This is a genomic window from Paenibacillus sp. FSL R7-0313 (assembly GCF_037969885.1).
Lineage (GTDB): Bacteria > Bacillota > Bacilli > Paenibacillales > Paenibacillaceae > Paenibacillus.
This window is the reverse complement of record NZ_CP150219.1, coordinates 805,020-824,203: the sequence shown is the minus strand read 5'-3', so window position 1 is coordinate 824,203 and position 19,184 is coordinate 805,020. Positions and strand designations below refer to the sequence as shown.

Annotated in this window: 15 protein-coding genes and 2 rRNA genes; 13 read left to right on the top strand and 4 right to left on the bottom strand. The window is 46.1% G+C overall.

Features of this window, described 5'->3' with window-relative positions; all coding sequences use genetic code 11:
- Positions 1-98 precede the first annotated feature (98 nt).
- Positions 99-1,628, top strand: a complete 1,530-nt coding sequence (locus NSQ38_RS03610) for a PAS domain-containing protein (RefSeq protein WP_339787154.1) — start codon at positions 99-101, stop codon at positions 1,626-1,628.
- Positions 1,629-1,768: 140 nt separating this feature from the next.
- On the opposite strand, the gene pyk is transcribed toward NSQ38_RS03610, so the two are convergent.
- Complete coding sequence (gene pyk / locus NSQ38_RS03605; RefSeq protein WP_062838171.1) at positions 1,769-3,184, bottom strand: pyruvate kinase; 1,416 nt, start codon at positions 3,182-3,184, stop codon at positions 1,769-1,771.
- A 112-nt stretch (positions 3,185-3,296) separates the two neighbouring features.
- On the opposite strand from pyk, the gene NSQ38_RS03600 reads away from it, so the two are divergent.
- Positions 3,297-4,076: an AraC family transcriptional regulator gene (locus NSQ38_RS03600; protein ID WP_338590109.1), complete on the top strand. Its 780-nt coding sequence runs from the start codon at positions 3,297-3,299 to the stop codon at positions 4,074-4,076.
- Positions 4,077-4,210: 134 nt separating this feature from the next.
- On the opposite strand, the gene NSQ38_RS03595 is transcribed toward NSQ38_RS03600, so the two are convergent.
- Positions 4,211-4,882, bottom strand: a complete 672-nt coding sequence (locus NSQ38_RS03595) for a phosphatase PAP2 family protein (protein ID WP_339787152.1) — start codon at positions 4,880-4,882, stop codon at positions 4,211-4,213.
- 306 nt (positions 4,883-5,188) lie between these two features.
- Between NSQ38_RS03595 and NSQ38_RS03590 the strand changes: the two genes are divergently transcribed.
- The 4 genes from NSQ38_RS03590 (at position 5,189) to NSQ38_RS03575 (ending at position 7,375) form a co-directional block, all read left to right on the top strand.
- A complete protein-coding gene (locus NSQ38_RS03590) occupies positions 5,189-5,977 on the top strand; it encodes a CPBP family intramembrane glutamic endopeptidase (RefSeq protein WP_339787150.1) in 789 nt (262 codons plus the stop codon).
- Positions 5,978-6,127: 150 nt separating this feature from the next.
- Positions 6,128-6,364, top strand: coding sequence for a hypothetical protein (locus NSQ38_RS03585; protein ID WP_339787148.1), 237 nt, complete (start codon positions 6,128-6,130; stop codon positions 6,362-6,364).
- 395 nt (positions 6,365-6,759) lie between these two features.
- Complete coding sequence (locus NSQ38_RS03580) at positions 6,760-6,960, top strand: cold-shock protein (RefSeq protein ID WP_024633772.1); 201 nt, start codon at positions 6,760-6,762, stop codon at positions 6,958-6,960.
- A gap of 187 nt (positions 6,961-7,147) precedes the next feature.
- Positions 7,148-7,375 (top strand): cold-shock protein, encoded by a 228-nt coding sequence (locus NSQ38_RS03575; RefSeq protein WP_017691121.1) that lies wholly within the window; start codon positions 7,148-7,150, stop codon positions 7,373-7,375.
- A 246-nt stretch (positions 7,376-7,621) separates the two neighbouring features.
- Here NSQ38_RS03575 and NSQ38_RS03570 read toward each other — a convergent pair whose 3' ends face one another.
- Positions 7,622-7,966 (bottom strand): hypothetical protein, encoded by a 345-nt coding sequence (locus tag NSQ38_RS03570; protein WP_091039268.1) that lies wholly within the window; start codon positions 7,964-7,966, stop codon positions 7,622-7,624.
- A gap of 164 nt (positions 7,967-8,130) precedes the next feature.
- Between NSQ38_RS03570 and NSQ38_RS03565 the strand changes: the two genes are divergently transcribed.
- Positions 8,131-8,865: a methyltransferase domain-containing protein gene (locus NSQ38_RS03565; RefSeq protein WP_339787145.1), complete on the top strand. Its 735-nt coding sequence runs from the start codon at positions 8,131-8,133 to the stop codon at positions 8,863-8,865.
- A 57-nt stretch (positions 8,866-8,922) separates the two neighbouring features.
- Here NSQ38_RS03565 and NSQ38_RS03560 read toward each other — a convergent pair whose 3' ends face one another.
- Complete coding sequence (locus tag NSQ38_RS03560; RefSeq protein ID WP_338590119.1) at positions 8,923-9,567, bottom strand: GntR family transcriptional regulator; 645 nt, start codon at positions 9,565-9,567, stop codon at positions 8,923-8,925.
- A 327-nt stretch (positions 9,568-9,894) separates the two neighbouring features.
- Between NSQ38_RS03560 and NSQ38_RS03555 the strand changes: the two genes are divergently transcribed.
- From NSQ38_RS03555 to NSQ38_RS03530, 6 genes are all read left to right on the top strand, one after another.
- Positions 9,895-10,716, top strand: a complete 822-nt coding sequence (locus NSQ38_RS03555; protein ID WP_339787142.1) for an ABC transporter substrate-binding protein — start codon at positions 9,895-9,897, stop codon at positions 10,714-10,716.
- A 23-nt stretch (positions 10,717-10,739) separates the two neighbouring features.
- A complete protein-coding gene (locus tag NSQ38_RS03550; protein WP_338590123.1) occupies positions 10,740-11,396 on the top strand; it encodes an amino acid ABC transporter permease in 657 nt (218 codons plus the stop codon).
- A gap of 141 nt (positions 11,397-11,537) precedes the next feature.
- Complete coding sequence (locus NSQ38_RS03545; protein WP_339787140.1) at positions 11,538-12,758, top strand: ornithine--oxo-acid transaminase; 1,221 nt, start codon at positions 11,538-11,540, stop codon at positions 12,756-12,758.
- On the top strand, positions 12,748-13,713 hold the full coding sequence (gene rocF / locus NSQ38_RS03540) for an arginase (RefSeq protein ID WP_339787136.1): 966 nt from the start codon (positions 12,748-12,750) through the stop codon (positions 13,711-13,713). Before NSQ38_RS03545 ends, rocF begins: the two co-directional genes overlap by 11 nt.
- 614 nt (positions 13,714-14,327) lie before the next feature.
- Positions 14,328-15,880: ribosomal RNA gene (locus tag NSQ38_RS03535) — 16S ribosomal RNA — on the top strand.
- Positions 15,881-16,245: 365 nt separating this feature from the next.
- Positions 16,246-19,171, top strand: a 23S ribosomal RNA gene (locus tag NSQ38_RS03530).
- Together the 16S and 23S rRNA genes form the textbook arrangement of a ribosomal RNA operon.
- Positions 19,172-19,184: the final 13 nt, after the last annotated feature.

The window sequence follows — 19,184 nt, the reverse complement described above, 5'->3', positions numbered from 1 at the left end:
GGTTCTTGTTTTTTTATACATATTTAAGACCATTGCTCTACATTTAATGTCTGATAATGTCGAAATATATATCATATGACCTAAGAGGAGAAATGAACATGTTTCGTAAACGTACTGAATCGACCAAACAAATTCGTATAGATGCACATCAAAATTTACTGGAGTATAGTCGTAAACTCGTAGCAAATGCAGAAAAGGGCAACTATGACGCATGGATTGAAGATGGCATTGAATTTCAGGATAATGATGAAATAGCTAATAATATCAAAAAAGCAGTACATATGATGAAAACACAAAACGAAGCTGTGGAAATGCGTCTTAGAATGCTGAATCAGGCAATGAATGTGGGATTATGGGAATCTGAAATTGTTGCAGGTGATCCACTGGATAACAATAATGTTGTGGCATTTTCGAAGGAATTCCGCCAAATGTTAGGATTCCATAGTTCCAAGGATTATCCCGATTCATTTGCAAGCTGGGCCAAATCGATATATCCGGATGACAGACCCCAACTGGTGCAGGAGATTATGAAACATGTGAATGACACAAGAGCAACAACTGCCTATAACGTCATCAGTCGTATGATTACAAAAAGTGGAGAAATCCGCTGGTTCCGATGCCTTGGACAAGTCATCCGAAATCAGGCTGGCGTTCCGGTCAAACTTCTGGGCATCATGTTTGATATTCATGAGGAGAAGAGCAAGTCTGATGAGCTGGAAGCACTCGTTACCCGATATGATCTGGTTAACCGAGCCTTGGTGGAGGCACCGTGGGATATGACCGTTGTGGCTGGAGATGTAGTTAATCCGAACAATGAATTTTGGTGGTCACCCCAGTTCCGTAGAGAATTAGGGTTTAAAGACGAGCAGGATTTCCCGAATGTGTTCAGCAGCTGGAGCAGCCGACTTCATCCGGAAGACCATGATCGGACGATCAACGAATTTGCCAGACATATGAACGATTACAGTGGTCGTACGCCGTACGATCTGGATTATCGTCTGCAACGCAAAGACGGGGAGTATCGTTGGTATCACGCGGGTGGGGAGACCATTAGGGATCAGGATGGAGTACCACTCCGTGTAGCTGGAACCATTCGAGATGTTACCCATGAGAAGAATAAGGAACAGATCGTGGAAGCCATGAATTTGAAAACAAAACAATTGTCGGAGTCCATTGGCGAGATGGTACGTGGAATCAACTCAATTACCGATCAGGCACAGGATCTGGTTACTGCACAGGAGTTATCTGCCGATGCAGCCATTCAAGTGAAAAGCAGTGCAGATGATACGAAGAATATCACCGTGTTTATTCGAGAGATTGCCAGTCAGACCAATCTGCTGGGGTTGAATGCAGCAATTGAAGCTGCACGTGCGGGAGAGCTGGGACTGGGATTTGGCGTCGTTGCAGGTGAAGTGCGGAAACTGGCTGATCACAGTTCAGAGGCTACGGTAAATATCGAAGATAGCATGCAGAAGATGAAAACACTGATTGATCAAATTCTTGAACATATCGGTAATATGTCCACGTTAACGCAAAATCAGGCTGCCCTGACACAGCAGGTGAATGCTTCAATGGATGAGATCAACACGATGTCACAGGATCTGGTTGATTACTCGCGGAATCTATAATTTCGGAATCATTTGTTGTAACATCACGATCATTACACACATATCTAACAAAAAATCCACCGGGATGCATTTCTGCTCTCGGTGGATTTTTGTATTTCTGTATATAGCTAAGATCTATAGCTTCAGTTTCAGCTATTGAATTAGACTTGTTGAACTTTGATCAGGTTTGTATTACCGGATTGACCGATTGGAACACCGGCGGACAATACAATGATGTCACCTTTTTCGATATAACCTGTTTTGATTGCGTTACGAGTAGCAGACTCGAACATTTCATCCGTTGTGGTTACTTTGTCGCCCATAACCGGAATAACACCGGAGAGCAGGCAGATTTTCGCCAATACTTCTTCATGTTGTGTAACTGCGATGATTGGCGCTTTTGGACGATATTTGGAAATCATGCGTGCTGTGAATCCACTCTCAGTCGAAGTGATGATTGCTTTTGCATTCAGTACGAGGGAAGAACTTACAGCGCCCTGACTGATAACTTCAGTAATATCAGCGATCTGTTGAGCCGATTTTTGTGCGAATTGCTCTTTGTAATCGATCATTGTTTCAGCACGGCGAGCAACAGCAGCCATCGTGCGTACGGATTGTACCGGATATTTACCAGCAGCTGATTCACCGGACAACATCACAACGTCAGCACCTTGAAGTACAGCGTTTGCCACGTCACTTACCTCGGAACGAGTAGGGCGTGGGTTCACTTGCATGGACTCCAGCATATGTGTAGCTACGATAACCGGTTTACCAGCGCGGTTACATTTATCGATCATTTCTTTTTGCATCATTGGTACGTCTTCGATCGGAACTTCAACCCCGAGATCTCCACGAGCTACCATGATACCGTCAGATGCTTCAATAATATCGTCCAGGTTCGTCATACCTTCCTGGTTTTCGATTTTGGAGATGATCTGTACGTGGTCTACACCGCGCTCTTTCAAAATGCTGCGGATTTCACGGATGTCATCGCCTTTACGAACAAAGGATGCTGCGATAATTTCGATATCGTTTTCGATCCCAAATCCGATGTGCATAACGTCACGCTCGGTTACACCTGGCAATGTCGTTTTGATTCCTGGCAAGTTAACCCCTTTGCGTGGTTTCAGAATGCCGCCACTGATGATTTTACAATGGATATCGGATCCTTCCACAGACAGTACAGTCAGATCCACAAGGCCATCATCGATGAGGATACGATCGCCAGGTTTCACAACGAGGTTCAGTTCTGGATAGTTTACCGAGATACGCTCAGCGTCACCAAGAATTTCCTCGGTAGTCAGGATCAGCTCTTTACCAGCTTGCAGATGGCAGGATGCTTCTTTCAGTTTACCGATACGTACTTCCGGCCCTTTGATGTCCATCATGATCGGTACATAGGTGTTCAGTTCGGAAGCTGCTTTGCGGATATTGTTAATCCGTGTAACGTGATCTTCCAGTTCGCCATGAGCCATGTTCAGACGGGCAACGGTCATACCTTCCTGAATCATTACTTTTAACAATTCGATTGAGTCACAAGCAGGTCCCATGGTACAAATAATTTTTGTTTTTAACATGCTAATTTCCTCCTCATATTTAAGCTTATATGTGTATTGTAGCGTTTTCTGTCGAATCAGGGTATGAACTATAGTACAATGATTAGAGTATAGTCCGATAATGAGGTGTGTTATGGTCACTCCACTTGAAGTACGACATATTAATGGTGTCGGTTGGTACGAAGAAGCTGTGCAATCTCAAGAAACTTGGCGGCTTAGCTTGGTTACTTATGGAAAATGTGTATATTGGGTGAACGGTGATAAACAGATCATGGAAAAGGGTGAATTGCTCCTCATTCCAGGTGGCGTCCCATATTACGGAAAAAGTATTCCTACAGTAACGCATACACAGATTGTAATTCAACTGCAACGCGACCATACGGAAACTCTGCCTGCACTGGAACGGTATGAGGCTTTGCGGCATAAACCTGGATGTTACGAGCTGATCCATCAACGCATGAGCGCTATTTATCAACAATGGCAGGAGCGTCCGTCTTATTATGTCATGATGAGCCAAGCCTTATTGATGGAAGTGTTGATTTATATGAACAGGGAGCTTGATCGTGGAGTCATCCCGCCGGAGAGGCATAATCATGTTGAACGGATGAAGCGGTATATTGAGCGGCATTATCGGGAGAAAGTGACGAAGGAAGAACTCGGGGACGAGATCAATAAAACGCCCAATTATGCTGCTGCATTATTCAAAAGCATGACAAATCAGACCATCAGTCAATATGTCCATGATCAACGGATGAAACGAGCCATATATCTGCTCACTGAGTCACAACTCTCCATCCAGGAAATTGCCGAATTTCTCGGCTACCGGGATCTGTCTTATTTTTACCGCATATTCAAACGTATAACCGGAAGTCCACCGTCTGACCTTCTTCATGAACGGCCACCTATAGTATGAAACGCGTAGTCCAACCCAAATAAAGTTCTTCTATATAAGTAGGTTTAATTAAATGAGTACAAAAAAAGAGGGCCTATGCCCTCTTTTGCTGTATAACAGGATCATCATCCCACCTGTTACATATATAAATGTCGTTATACATGACTGCTTGGATTAGAAGCTGTGAGTGGCTGCTTGCTTTTTTTTCGTGCCTGCCCAAGACGAAGAGCAAAGACATGTACAGTCCAATACGCCGCCTCAGCAAACAAAATGCCTCCAGCGATGTCCAGCAAGGAATGCTGTTTTACAAACACCGTTGATGCAATAATCAACCATAGCCATACCGACCAAGAAATCCGTGCCAAAGGCCTAAAGTTCAAGTGTCTGTTAATCACAATAAACAGCAAATAGCTGGTCAGAACATGAACACTTGGGAAACAGTTGAAGGGCGCATCATTTGTATAGATAAACTGCACTAACACGCTGCTCAGATCAGTTCCGCCGACCTCCGGACGTGGGACATGGGTAGGGAACACCGCAAAACAGACATTGGCAACCATGACACCAACATTATAGGTAATCAACGTACGCCAGAATAGCGACTTGTTCGTCAGACCCAAATAGAGAAATCCAAGATACAGAATGGGCATCCAGCTAATGTACGGATAAATAAATTCTTTGAGAAAAGGAATCTGTGTATCAATCCAGGCATAATTGTAGAAGACATCACTTCCGGTGTTACTGCCTAGAAATACGTAAATGGAGCCTTGGAGCGGTATGCACAGAATAGCCAGTAAATGCCCCCAGCGCTGAAAGAATGCTTTCATAGTATCCCCCTGATTTCATTATGCATTGTAAAACTATCGTTAATGGGTACTTCATAGATATATGACGTTGGAGAGTCGCCACACCCCTGCAGCATTGAACTCTTGTAATACTATAATGGACAGATAAAGGTATAAGCCATACCTGATTTTAGGGGAAAAGAAGTCAGGATAAGTCTCTTTTTTGTTACTTTTATAGTTTTATCCATAATAGGGATATTCAATATTCGGATGATGTGATACAACTATATTGGCATATAAATTCATATGACAACGAAAAAAAGTAAATGAAACGAGGTAGGGAAATGTATGATTAATCCGCAATCCAAGCCAAAACATTCCTTTTCCGAGCGCAAACCTGTGCTCACCGTTGTGATTATTGAGCTACTTCTCTTGTTAGCCGTATTTGCTGCAGGAGCCATTGCGACGATAAAACAACTGGACTACACTTCCCCTGTACTCATTTCCTTTACACCCATCGCAATTGTTCTGATGATCTATCTGACGTTAAGACGCAAGTGGGGAGAGACTGGCTTCCGATCTTTGCGAAGTATCCCGGCTGGCCACGCAAAGTATTATATTCCACTACTCCTTGTACTGGGTACACTTTCCCTGAAAGGATTTGGGGAGCCGAGCTTGTCTAGAGTAGCTTTTTTCATCTTTTTTACCTTGCTCGTAGCTTTTGTAGAGGAAACGATCTATCGTGGACTTATTTTCAAAACATTGCTTCAAAAAAGTGCAGTGGCCGCAGTTGTGACCTCCAGCATATTGTTTTCGATTACACATCTGCTGAACGCATTGTCTGGTCAGGATATGACGGATACGATCATGCAATTGATCTATGCGCTGCTCCTGGGAGCTGTACTGGCGCTATTGATGCTGAAGAACGGCAATATCGTACCGCTTATATTTTTTCATTTCATACATAATCTGATTCAATTTCTAGCGAATGATCTGGAGGACACAGGTACACTTCCTTACGATCTGTTTATACTGGCAGTACTGATTGCTTACTGTGCATGGTTAGTGTGGAGCATTCGAACAAATTCGTCTATTCCATCCAAAGGGAGTGGGCAAGCAAATACGGTTGTTCATTAAGGGTATTGCGGGTATTGCTTAAAAGTAGTTATCATACAGTTTCCCGTCAGCAGTTGGATCATGGTATACTTCAGTCTGGCGGGAAGACAGATATGTTCATGATACGAGGTCTGCATATCCGTACATTAGGTTTAGACAGTAGGTGATATAGTGGAGAAGACAGCACAAGGTGTAGCAGAATGGATGGTACAGGAGATTAAATTCACAGGAACACTTCATCAGGAAGCTGCCATAGAATATGTGAAGACCCATTTTGGCGAAGAGTTTGTTTTTGTGAACGAGAACGGCAATACATCATTGACCAAAGAAGTGAAGAAAGCTTTCCGAAAGCTTCATCGTGGGCAGATCGCCTGGGATCGGGATGCATTTATGTGGGCATGGACATAGTGTGTTATACTGGAGTAAGATGATTCATTGGTTGTGTTGGATATGCATGTCAGAATATTATATAAAAAATGTATAAGATGGATTAGATCTGCATATCCTTTCATAAGACCGTACACAAGCGACCAGGCACATAAGCGTTATGAACCCTGGCCCCACGCGTGTTAATAACATGTATTTCCAAAGCTGTTTGAAAAGAAAATACAAAGATTTGCTTTTTGGCTGAAATGGAGTTATAATAAAAACAAGTTGTAGAGAGTGGAAAACCTAATTCATATATTGTAAAGGGCGATCACTTATAGGTTTATGACTGGTACCTTTTTCAATGTGTGAATTTTTATTTGCTTGCTGCAAAGAACAAAGGAACATGTTAATCTTTATTTGGAGGTGTAATTCACATGCAAAACGGAACAGTAAAATGGTTCAACGCTGATAAAGGCTTCGGTTTCATCGAAGTTGAAGGCGGAGAAGATGTATTCGTACACTTCAGCGCTATTACAGGCGAAGGCTTCAAAACGCTGGACGAAGGTCAACGCGTGCAATTTAAAATTGTACAAGGAAACCGTGGTCCTCAAGCAGAAGAAGTTGTAAAACTGTAATTAAAGCATAGCTGCCTTTAACATGTTATAATGGTAAAGGCAGCTTCTTTTTTTTGATCAGTTATATAAAAGTCGACCCATTAGTTGTCGAGGCAGGGTCTGGTGGGACGTGAAACTTCCGCTAAGTGTAGGCTTCTGTGAAATAACGTCGGTTAGATGTTTTTCCATAACAAAGGGGGTAGAAGTCATGTATAATCGCAAAAAACCGTTGGAAGAGATTCCACAAGCTGATGCGGCAATCTGGGAATGTACGAGTGATACGTGCAAAGGATGGATGCGGGACAATTTTGCGTTTGATAACGTACCTACTTGTCCGATATGTGCTTCTGAGATGGTCAGCACGACTAGGATGCTACCATTGCTTGAGAATTCGAATAGTAATCTGAAAACGATGCCTAAAGGAAATCGGATTTAACATAGCTTACCCGCCTCTAACGAGGTGTTTTTTTTTAAGATCAAATTGACACCCTGTGCGAAGGTAAGGGTATTAAATATGAAGTTCCCGGCATTCGTTTTAGCGAATGCCTTTTTTTGTATCATTTTTTAACAGAAAATATAATGTAAATGACGAGAATCACATGAAAAAAATAAAGACCCTTTTTGCTTATAGCAAAAAGGGTCTTTATTATGACTACAATTTTACCGCTATCAGATTTGAGTTTTAAATGAACAGGAATGGCAGCAAAAACAGAGTTGCTACCAGAGCCAGTTCGATCCCTGCTCCTGCTCCATAGCCATAACCGCGACCGTATCCATATCGACCGTAGGCTGAAGATTTAACTTTTTTTGATGCAACAGCGTTTTTCTTGCTGCTTTTTACCAGCTGTTGTTTGGACTTGACTGAACATAGACGTGGTCCCTCGAAACATCCGTTCAAATAAACTTTGCCATCACGACATTGACTAAGCGTACCATACATATGCTTACCGTCTTTCATAACGAGACAAACGGAACGTCCAACGTGCGGAGAAACCGTTTCTTCACATACTCGATTAATTCTGTACATGCAAATCCTCCTCATTAGATGCGGTTGCCGCTTGAATTCAACGGTTTGTATATCATAGTAAAAAGAAGACCAATTGGTATGGACGAGTACCCGGGAAATCGAATAGGGAGGAGCCGTTTTTGAGTTAATTCCATACACTGGGAGGAGTGAGGAGGGGATGTCGCGTGGATTATCATGACATGCTGGCTCGGTTAGGGGAGGGGAGTGCCCATCCCGGAGGATTTATGGCAACGCTGAAGTTGCTGGAGAGTTTATCTCTGCCTGTGGATAGTCATATCCTTGAGATAGGATGTGGGACTGGGAGGACTGCGTGTTACCTGGCTAAAAGGGGTTATCAAGTAACAGCGATTGATCTTAATCGCCAGATGCTGGATAAGGCCGTTCGGCGAGCAAGACGAGAACGGGTGGATGTTCGATTTGTTCAGGCGGATGTAACATCGTTACCTTTTCCGGAAAATCATTTTGATATGGTATTCGTGGAGTCGGTTACAATCTTTACCCCATGGCGGAGTGCGCTAACTGAGTATAGAAGAGTGTTGAAGCCCGCTGGACTTTTGGTAGATCGGGAGATGGTTCTATCAGGCCAGAAGACCGAATTGATGTATCGCAGATTAAAGCAATTTTACGGTATACGAACCCTGGTAACGGCGACAGCATGGAGAAAACGCCTGAAACAGTGTGGTTTCACCAAGGTAGAGGTCAAGGAACATTCGCGATCTATGGGAAAATGGGGCGTTGATCATGATCCACATCGTGAGATCGATATGAATTGGTTTGAAGATGAACGTATGCAGCAAATGAGTCAAACCAATGATCGGTTGCTCGCGAAATACGGCAAAAAGTTGGGGTATGCTGTTTTTGAAGCAAGGGCACCGTTGGAGGTCAAAAAAGAAAAATAGGAAAAGACAACTCACACATTAGTGTGGGTTGTCTTTGTTTTGTTTCGACAGAAGGTACTACAGCATATCGTTGTCGATAATCCGCCAGTGGTGTTTGAGCAGGGCTTCCAGTTGGCTCTTATCCTTGGCTCGAAAAGCACTTAGAATTTGCCGGTGCTCTTCATTAACTTCGAGCAGTACCTCAGATAGCTTTGGCTTATTATCACTAACATACGACTGCCGGATGAAACTGTTCTTCAATGTGTTTAACATCTCAATGACTGTGGCGTTACCACATCGCTGAATGTACAGATTATGGAACTGATATTGGTTCTTGTTGTAGGCAGCAAGATCAAGTTGGCTGATATCTTCGTCCATTCGGACAACGAGAGTTTCCATCTCCAAAAGTTCAGATGGTCTGAGATGGTCTGCTGCAAGTGTGGCAGCGAGTGCCTCCAGCACACCGATCGCTTGGGAGAACTCCAGTTTTTTGCCTGCATCAAAAGGAGTGACAATAAATCCCCTGCGTGGGATGTATTGCAGCAGATTGTCTGAAGCCAGCTGGAAAAGGGCCTCCCGAGTAGGCGTGCGACTGATGTCCAGCTTTTTGCATATTTCGGCCTCGTTGATCTTCTGGTTGGGAAGTAACGTCCCGTCCTGAATCTTCTGGGCAATGTAATCGTATACGTGATCTTTCAAGGACCGGTATTTGGGTACCTCCATACCGAATCCTCCTTTCTATGTATAGTGAATGAATAGATGGGTTTGAGGCCGTACTGTGCGCGCCGTTCAGGCGTTTCAAGTTTTTATCATCTTAACACCGAGGGGGAAGTTGGGCAAGCAAACTTCATGTTTCAGCCGATGTAAATGCCGTGTTATATATAGAACATTTTATGGAATTAGAGCGTATAATTGTTTAAAAAATGATTGTGATAAATCAGAATGTTTGTTAGTATTACTTACATATAAGTCCATATATTGTCTTATGTATATTGTATACAAATTTATCATTATGCTACTCAGTCTAAAAAAAGAATAGGGGTATGCTGTGTGAGAAAAGTATTGTTGCCAATGATGCTGTTGTTAATCGTTGTAATCATGTCCGCATGTGGTCAGGAAAAAACGACAGGAACCGAATCGGACGCTACTTCGTCTTCGGGTAGTAGCTCTGAGGAAAAGGAAGTCATTGTACTTGGAACGAGTGCGGACTATGCACCCTATGAATTTCATAAGAAAATTGATGGTAAAGATACCATTGTAGGTTTTGACATCGAGATTGCCAAAGCAATTGCGGCTGATCTGGGAGCCGAGCTGAAGATTGAGGACATGGACTTTGATGGCCTTCTTATGGCCCTTGGTACAGATAAGGTTGATTTTGTGATATCAGGCTTAACCCCTACCGAAGAACGAAAGAAGAATGTTGATTTTACGGATATCTACTATTATGCAGAGCAGGCTGTACTTGTTAGAGAAGGGGAAGATACGGCATTAAAGTCCATGGATGATCTATCAGGCAAGCAGGTTGGCGTACAAAAGAGTTCCATTCAGGAAGGCATCGCTCAGGAAATAGAGGGAGCAAAGCTCACTTCTCTGGCCAAAATACCTGAACTGATTCTGGAGTTGCAGACGGGGCGTGTAGACGCACTCATCCTGGAGAAGCCAGTGGCTGAACAGTATGTGAAGAACCAAGAGGGGCTTGTTGTTGCGAATGTAGAGATTGAACAGGCTGAAGATGAGGGTGGTTCGGCCATCGCGGTGAAGAAAGGTAATCAGAAGCTGCTGGATCAGATCAACACTACATTGGAAAAGCTCAAAACGAACGGAGATATTGAACGGTTCGTCGTTGAAGCGAATGAGATGCTCGGCGAATAAACCGGACGAGTGAGGGATATGCCGTGAATTTAGATTTTTCCTTTCTATTAGAACATTGGCAGGATTATGCACGAAGTGCGTGGGTCACGCTGGAACTTTCCTTCTTCGGTGTATTGTTTGGTACGTTACTTGGTGTGATCATGGCATTAATGCGAATATCCCGAATATGGCCAATTAAATTTGTGGCTTCGGCGTATATTGAACTCATTCGAGGAACACCAATGCTGGTACAGATTCTTATTATTCATTATGGTCTGACGGTTGTGGGTGTGAACTTGCCGGCATTTATGTCGGGGGTGGTAGCTCTCACGATGAACAGCTCCGCTTATATGGCGGAGGTGTTTAGGGCCGGGATTCAAGCGATTGATAAAGGACAGACCGAGGCTTCGCGCTCCCTTGGTATGACACATGGTATGACACTTCGTTATATTATACTGCCGCAGGCTTTTCGTAACATGCTTCCAGCCATCGGTAATGAATTCATTATTATCATTAAAGATTCTTCGCTTGTCTCCATGATCGGCATAGCCGAGATTATATACACGGCCAGAACGATTCAGGGTGTTACGTTCCAGCCGCTTGCTCCGCTGCTTGTTGCCGCTGGCCTCTATTTTATAATTACATTTACACTGGCTAATTTACTCTCTTGGTTGGAACGTAGACTTTCTACTTCTCGCTAACTATGGATAAAGGATTGGATTCGAGAAAGGCTTGGATTAGGCTGGAGTGGAAAAAGAGGGATGTAGTCGTAAATGGCGATGGCATCGCATACATTGTTATTGTATTTTGTATACAATATTTTGGAAAGGTGTTGGGTGTGTATGTCAGATTCCAAAATGTTAATGGATTGGTCGGAGCGTTATGCTGCACCTAATTATCACCCGCTCCCTATTGTTATTGAACAGGCGGAAGGGGTATGGGTGGAAGACCCTGAAGGCCGCCGTTATATGGATATGTTAAGTGCATACTCTGCATTGAATCATGGTCATAGACATCCTGTGATCATACAGGCGCTCAAGGATCAGGCAGATCAGGTTACGCTGACATCACGGGCATTCCACAGCAGCTCCGCTTCTCTTTTTTATCAGAAACTCTCACAATTCACGGGGAAATCGAAGATTCTCGCCATGAATACAGGAGCGGAAGCGGTGGAGACTGCGGTGAAGGCGGTACGTAGATGGGCTTATCGTTGCAAAGGTGTACCGGAAAATCAAGCCGAGATTATCGTATGCTCTGGTAACTTTCATGGAAGAACTCTGACGGTTACGTCCTTTTCTTCTTCAGCGGAGTATAAAAAAGATTTTGGACCGTTCACACCTGGATTCCGGATTATTCCCTATGGAGACATTGAAGCGCTGAAAAAGGCCATTACGCCAAATACGGCTGGTTTTCTTGTAGAGCCTATTCAGGGCGAAGCAGGAATCGTCATCCCGCCTGATGGATATTTGGCTAAAGCCTTTGCTCTGTGTAAGAGTCAGCAGGTGTTGACTGTAGCTGATGAGATCCAGACCGGATTTGGAAGAACGGGTCGCCGTTTTGCCTCCGACTGGGAAGGGGTTGAACCAGACATCTGGATTATGGGCAAAGCGCTGGGGGGAGGAGTCATGCCCATCTCGGCTATCGCTGCTGATGCGGAGATACTTGATTTGTTTGAGCCGGGGTCTCATGGTTCTACGTTTGGGGGTAACCCACTAGCCTGCGCCGTGGCTATAGCAGCTCTGAAAGTTCTTGAAGATGAGAAGCTTGCCGAGCGATCGGAGAGTCTGGGGAACTATTTTATGAAAAGACTTCGAGATATTCGCAGTTCAGCCATACGGGAAGTTCGGGGCAGAGGGTTATTTATTGGTGTTGAGCTGCATGAATCAGCACGTCCCTATTGTGAGCGATTGATGTCTGCTGGTTTGCTATGTAAAGAAACCCATGAAACGATCATTCGGTTTGCTCCACCACTGACGATTAAAGAGTCCGAGATTGATTGGGCACTGGAGAGAATTGAGCAGGTGTTGATCAACAATGAGGGAGCTGACCTAGATGAAAAATGATGATGATGTACATGGTGGAATAAAAGATACTTCTATTGATACAAGTCAAACATCTGTGCGACGTAATATTGCTATCATTAAGGTTCCTTTTGGACTCGGTGGAGCAAGAGGTGGAGCAGAGTTGGGGCCTGATGAATTGATTACAGCTGGACTGAAGCGGGAGATTGCGAGTCTTGGGCTAGTGCTTTCCAAAGAAGTGCGGGTAGATTGTCCTTCTGAACCGGCTGCCACTATTGAGCGGAATCGTGTAAAACATTTAAATGAGGTACGTCAGGTCAGTCAGAAGGTGTGTAGTGAAGTATCAGGCGCAGTAGAGGAGGGGGCTTTTCCACTTGTGCTTGGGGGAGATCATAGTGTGGCGATTGGTACTTTTGCCGGGCTAACAGCGCATTATTCGAATTTGGGTGTGATCTGGTTTGATGCGCATGCAGACTTGAATACGGAAGAACGTAGCTTGTCCGGTAATATGCATGGGATGAGCGTGGCTGCATCCTTGGGGCATACTGCATTCAATCTGTCACACATTGCTGGAGCAGGCGCGTTTATTGATCCGTCCAACTTGGTCTATATTGGTCTGCGTGATTTGGATGAGTATGAGAAAGAGCAGATTAAGGGACTGGGAATCCGAGCATTTACGATGCATGATATTGACCGTATGGGAATACAGCAAGTTATTGAGCAAGCAGTAGCTACAGCGGGAAAAGGGACAGATGGTATTCATGTCAGTTTTGACATGGATTGTCTGGATCCGCGGGAAGCTCCGGGTGTAGGCACCCCAGTACCGGGTGGTTTGAATTACCGAGAGGCACATTACGCATTGGAGATACTTGCTTCCACAAATCAAGTTACGTCGATGGAACTGGTTGAGGTGAATCCGTTGTTTGATCATAATAGACATACGGCAAGGCTTGGTGTGGAACTGATCGCTTCGTTACTTGGTAAGCGCATATTGTAAGCACTGAGAAGTGAAGCGGAGTGTGCAAGCTGTGCCCAAGGAATATACTTTCTTATCTATTATAGAAGGAAAGAAAACTGAGATCCCGATAAACCCGGGGCTAGTCACAAGAAATTGTTCACTGCAATCGCAGTGGAAGTGACTTCCCTGGTTATGTTTAATGGATGTGTATATTAGAAGCAATGTAATAGGGGGGCTGAGAGTTATTTGTATGTACAGGAGCGTCAGATTACATATGGTACCGATGTTGTGGGTGATTATCATTTTTTAAAAAAAGACTTGCAATTGAAATCTGTACATGATATATTCTAATTCCGGCCAAGAAAACACGGTTTACACGGTGCGGCAAGCAAATGAAATAAGCTTCGAAAGAAACTTAAAAAAAGCTTGCAAAGTTGGTTCGGACATGATATTATATAAGAGTTGCTGAAGAGAACGACATTCGGTAACAAAAACAAGTTTGATCTTTGAAAACTGAACAACGAGTGAGTAAACATTCTGCTTGCAGAATGAACGCGAAAGTTCGAGACAAGCCTTGGCTTGAATCGGCTGGAGCACAAATGAGATTTTAATCTCGTCAGATTCAAAATGAGCTTATCGCTCTTTTCAATACTTTATTGGAGAGTTTGATCCTGGCTCAGGACGAACGCTGGCGGCATGCCTAATACATGCAAGTCGAGCGGACTTGAAGAGAAGCTTGCTTCTCTGATGGTTAGCGGCGGACGGGTGAGTAACACGTAGGCAACCTGCCCTCAAGTTTGGGACAACTACCGGAAACGGTAGCTAATACCGAATAATTGTTTTCTTCGCCTGAAGGAAACTGGAAAGACGGAGCAATCTGTCACTTGGGGATGGGCCTGCGGCGCATTAGCTAGTTGGTGGGGTAACGGCTCACCAAGGCGACGATGCGTAGCCGACCTGAGAGGGTGATCGGCCACACTGGGACTGAGACACGGCCCAGACTCCTACGGGAGGCAGCAGTAGGGAATCTTCCGCAATGGGCGAAAGCCTGACGGAGCAATGCCGCGTGAGTGATGAAGGTTTTCGGATCGTAAAGCTCTGTTGCCAGGGAAGAACGCTTGGGAGAGTAACTGCTCTCAAGGTGACGGTACCTGAGAAGAAAGCCCCGGCTAACTACGTGCCAGCAGCCGCGGTAATACGTAGGGGGCAAGCGTTGTCCGGAATTATTGGGCGTAAAGCGCGCGCAGGCGGTCATTTAAGTCTGGTGTTTAATCCCGGGGCTCAACCCCGGATCGCACTGGAAACTGGGTGACTTGAGTGCAGAAGAGGAGAGTGGAATTCCACGTGTAGCGGTGAAATGCGTAGATATGTGGAGGAACACCAGTGGCGAAGGCGACTCTCTGGGCTGTAACTGACGCTGAGGCGCGAAAGCGTGGGGAGCAAACAGGATTAGATACCCTGGTAGTCCACGCCGTAAACGATGAGTGCTAGGTGTTAGGGGTTTCGATACCCTTGGTGCCGAAGTTAACACATTAAGCACTCCGCCTGGGGAGTACGGTCGCAAGACTGAAACTCAAAGGAATTGACGGGGACCCGCACAAGCAGTGGAGTATGTGGTTTAATTCGAAGCAACGCGAAGAACCTTACCAGGTCTTGACATCTGAATGACCGGTGCAGAGATGTACCTTTTCTTCGGAACATTCAAGACAGGTGGTGCATGGTTGTCGTCAGCTCGTGTCGTGAGATGTTGGGTTAAGTCCCGCAACGAGCGCAACCCTTATATTTAGTTGCCAGCACTTCGGGTGGGCACTCTAGATAGACTGCCGGTGACAAACCGGAGGAAGGTGGGGATGACGTCAAATCATCATGCCCCTTATGACCTGGGCTACACACGTACTACAATGGCCGGTACAACGGGCTGCGAAATCGCGAGATGGAGCCAATCCCAACAAAGCCGGTCTCAGTTCGGATTGCAGGCTGCAACTCGCCTGCATGAAGTCGGAATTGCTAGTAATCGCGGATCAGCATGCCGCGGTGAATACGTTCCCGGGTCTTGTACACACCGCCCGTCACACCACGAGAGTTTATAACACCCGAAGTCGGTGGGGTAACCGCAAGGAGCCAGCCGCCGAAGGTGGGATAGATGATTGGGGTGAAGTCGTAACAAGGTAGCCGTATCGGAAGGTGCGGCTGGATCACCTCCTTTCTATGGAGAATCGTTTCCCGAGTGGAAACATTCAAATAAGCAGGTTCTTCGAACCTGCACAGCGATTCATTTCGGTCCATCACTTCGGTGTGGATGAAATGAAGAGCAAACTACTCACTCGTTGCTCAGTTTTGAGAGCTCAAACTCTCAAACAGCTTGCTTTTGCATGGAGCTTGTTCTTTGAAAACTAGATATCGAAACGAAACAAACGCGAATTAGAACATTCCTTTTTAGCTGAACTTGTGTTAAACAAGTTTCAATAAAAACGGTAGTCAAATTGCTTTTGTGATGGTATTGGATGGGAGCGACTTTTGGCTTTGCGCAAGCAAAACAAGGGAAGCGAGCAGTCAAAACCGGAACAAAATGGTTAAGCTACTAAGAGCACACGGAGGATGCCTAGGCGCTAGGAGCCGATGAAGGACGTGGCGAACAACGAAACTGCCTCGGGGAGCTGTAAGCAAGCTTTGATCCGGGGGTGTCCGAATGGGGAAACCCAGCTGGGGTAATTTCCAGTTACTCACAACTGAATACATAGGTTGTGTAGAGGCATACCAGGGGAACTGAAACATCTAAGTACCCTGAGGAAGAGAAAACAATAGTGATTCCGTCAGTAGCGGCGAGCGAACGCGGAGAAGCCCAAACCAGAGAGCTTGCTCTTTGGGGTTGTGGGACGTCTCACATGGAGTTACAAAGGAACCGGTTAAGCGAAGAGGTCTGGAAAGGCCCGCCAAAGAAGGTAAAAGCCCTGTAGTTGAAAGTCTGTTCCCTCCGAGACGGATCCCGAGTAGTGCGGGGCACGTGAAACCCCGTATGAATCCGGCAGGACCATCTGCCAAGGCTAAATACTTCCTAGCGACCGATAGTGAAGCAGTACCGTGAGGGAAAGGTGAAAAGCACCCCGGAAGGGGAGTGAAATAGAACCTGAAACCGTGTGCTTACAAAAAGTCAGAGCCCGTTTTAGGGGTGATGGCGTGCCTTTTGTAGAATGAACCGGCGAGTTACGTTCCCGTGCAAGGTTAAGGTGAAGAGCCGGAGCCGCAGCGAAAGCGAGTCTGAATAGGGCGACTGAGTACGTGGACGTAGACCCGAAACCGGGTGATCTACCCCTGTCCAGGGTGAAGGTGCGGTAACACGCACTGGAGGCCCGAACCCACGCATGTTGAAAAATGCGGGGATGAGGTGGGGGTAGCGGAGAAATTCCAATCGAACTCGGAGATAGCTGGTTCTCCCCGAAATAGCTTTAGGGCTAGCCTCGGAAAACAGAGTCGTGGAGGTAGAGCACTGATTGGGTGCGGGGCCCGCAAGGGTTACCAAGCTCAGTCAAACTCCGAATGCCATAGACTTACTTCCGGGAGTCAGACAGTGAGTGCTAAGATCCATTGTCAAAAGGGAAACAGCCCAGACCATCAGCTAAGGTCCCCAAGTGTGTGTTAAGTGGGAAAGGATGTGGAGTTGCACAGACAACCAGGATGTTGGCTTAGAAGCAGCCACCATTGAAAGAGTGCGTAATAGCTCACTGGTCGAGTGACTCTGCGCCGAAAATGTAACGGGGCTAAACACACCACCGAAGCTATGGCTTGATGCTTTGCATCAGGGGTAGGGGAGCGTTGTATAAGGGTTGAAGGTGTACCGTAAGGAGCGCTGGACATTATACAAGTGAGAATGCCGGTATGAGTAACGAAAAGATCAGTGAGAATCTGATCCGCCGAAAGCCTAAGGGTTCCTGAGGAAGGCTCGTCCGCTCAGGGTAAGTCGGGACCTAAGGCGAGGCCGAAAGGCGTAGTCGAAGGACAACAGGTCGAAATTCCTGTACCACCGTAAGCCGTTATGAGCAATGGGGGGACGCAGTAGGGTAGTGACGCGGACTGATGGATGTCCGTCTAAGCAGTGAGGCTGATGTGTAGGCAAATCCGCACATTGTAAGGCTGAGCTGTGATGGGGAGCGAAAATTGTAGTAGCGAAGGTCATGATCTCACACTGCCAAGAAAAGCCTCTAGCCAGGTGAAGGTGCCCGTACCGCAAACCGACACAGGTAGGCGAGAAGAGTATTCTAAGGCGCGCGGAAGAACTCTCGTTAAGGAACTCGGCAAAATGACCCCGTAACTTCGGGAGAAGGGGTGCCCCGGTAGTGTGAATAGCACGAGGGGGCCGCAGTGAAAAGGCCCAAGCGACTGTTTAGCAAAAACACAGGTCTGTGCGAAGCCGTAAGGCGAAGTATACGGGCTGACGCCTGCCCGGTGCTGGAAGGTTAAGGGGAGTGGTTAGGAGCAATCCGAAGCTGTGAACCGAAGCCCCAGTAAACGGCGGCCGTAACTATAACGGTCCTAAGGTAGCGAAATTCCTTGTCAGGTAAATTCTGACCCGCACGAATGGCGTAACGACTTGGGCGCTGTCTCAACGAGAGATCCGGTGAAATTTTAATACCTGTGAAGATGCAGGTTACCCGCGACAAGACGGAAAGACCCCATGGAGCTTTACTGCAGCTTGATATTGAATTTGGGTACGATCTGTACAGGATAGGTGGGAGCCTTTGAAGCGTGAGCGCCAGCTTGCGTGGAGGCAACGTTGGGATACCACCCTGATCGTATCTAGGTTCTAACCTGGTACCGTAATCCGGTGCGGGGACAGTGTCAGGTGGGCAGTTTGACTGGGGCGGTCGCCTCCTAAAGAGTAACGGAGGCGCCCAAAGGTTCCCTCAGAATGGTTGGAAATCATTCGAAGAGTGCAAAGGCATAAGGGAGCTTGACTGCGAGACCTACAAGTCGAGCAGGGACGAAAGTCGGGCTTAGTGATCCGGTGGTACCGCATGGAAGGGCCATCGCTCAACGGATAAAAGCTACCCTGGGGATAACAGGCTTATCTCCCCCAAGAGTCCACATCGACGGGGAGGTTTGGCACCTCGATGTCGGCTCATCGCATCCTGGGGCTGAAGTAGGTCCCAAGGGTTGGGCTGTTCGCCCATTAAAGCGGTACGCGAGCTGGGTTCAGAACGTCGTGAGACAGTTCGGTCCCTATCTGTCGTGGGCGTAGGAAATTTGAGAGGAGCTGTCCTTAGTACGAGAGGACCGGGATGGACGTACCGCTGGTGTACCAGTTGTTCCGCCAGGAGCACCGCTGGGTAGCTATGTACGGACGGGATAAACGCTGAAAGCATCTAAGCGTGAAGCCCCCCTCAAGATGAGATTTCCCAGTATGTAAGACCCCTTGAAGACGACGAGGTAGATAGGCTGGGGGTGGAAGTGCAGCAATGCATGGAGCTGACCAGTACTAATCGGTCGAGGGCTTATCCAATAGCAAGTGATAA

Coding starts and splice junctions, on each gene's coding strand:
- NSQ38_RS03610 (WP_339787154.1), top strand. CDS start 99: ATGTTTCGTAAACGTACTGAATCGACCAAACAAATTCGTATAGATGCA.
- pyk (WP_062838171.1), bottom strand. CDS start 3,184: ATGTTAAAAACAAAAATTATTTGTACCATGGGACCTGCTTGTGACTCA.
- NSQ38_RS03600 (WP_338590109.1), top strand. CDS start 3,297: ATGGTCACTCCACTTGAAGTACGACATATTAATGGTGTCGGTTGGTAC.
- NSQ38_RS03595 (WP_339787152.1), bottom strand. CDS start 4,882: ATGAAAGCATTCTTTCAGCGCTGGGGGCATTTACTGGCTATTCTGTGC.
- NSQ38_RS03590 (WP_339787150.1), top strand. CDS start 5,189: ATGATTAATCCGCAATCCAAGCCAAAACATTCCTTTTCCGAGCGCAAA.
- NSQ38_RS03580 (WP_024633772.1), top strand. CDS start 6,760: ATGCAAAACGGAACAGTAAAATGGTTCAACGCTGATAAAGGCTTCGGT.
- NSQ38_RS03575 (WP_017691121.1), top strand. CDS start 7,148: ATGTATAATCGCAAAAAACCGTTGGAAGAGATTCCACAAGCTGATGCG.
- NSQ38_RS03570 (WP_091039268.1), bottom strand. CDS start 7,966: ATGTACAGAATTAATCGAGTATGTGAAGAAACGGTTTCTCCGCACGTT.
- NSQ38_RS03560 (WP_338590119.1), bottom strand. CDS start 9,567: ATGGAGGTACCCAAATACCGGTCCTTGAAAGATCACGTATACGATTAC.
- NSQ38_RS03545 (WP_339787140.1), top strand. CDS start 11,538: ATGTCAGATTCCAAAATGTTAATGGATTGGTCGGAGCGTTATGCTGCA.
- rocF (WP_339787136.1), top strand. CDS start 12,748: ATGAAAAATGATGATGATGTACATGGTGGAATAAAAGATACTTCTATT.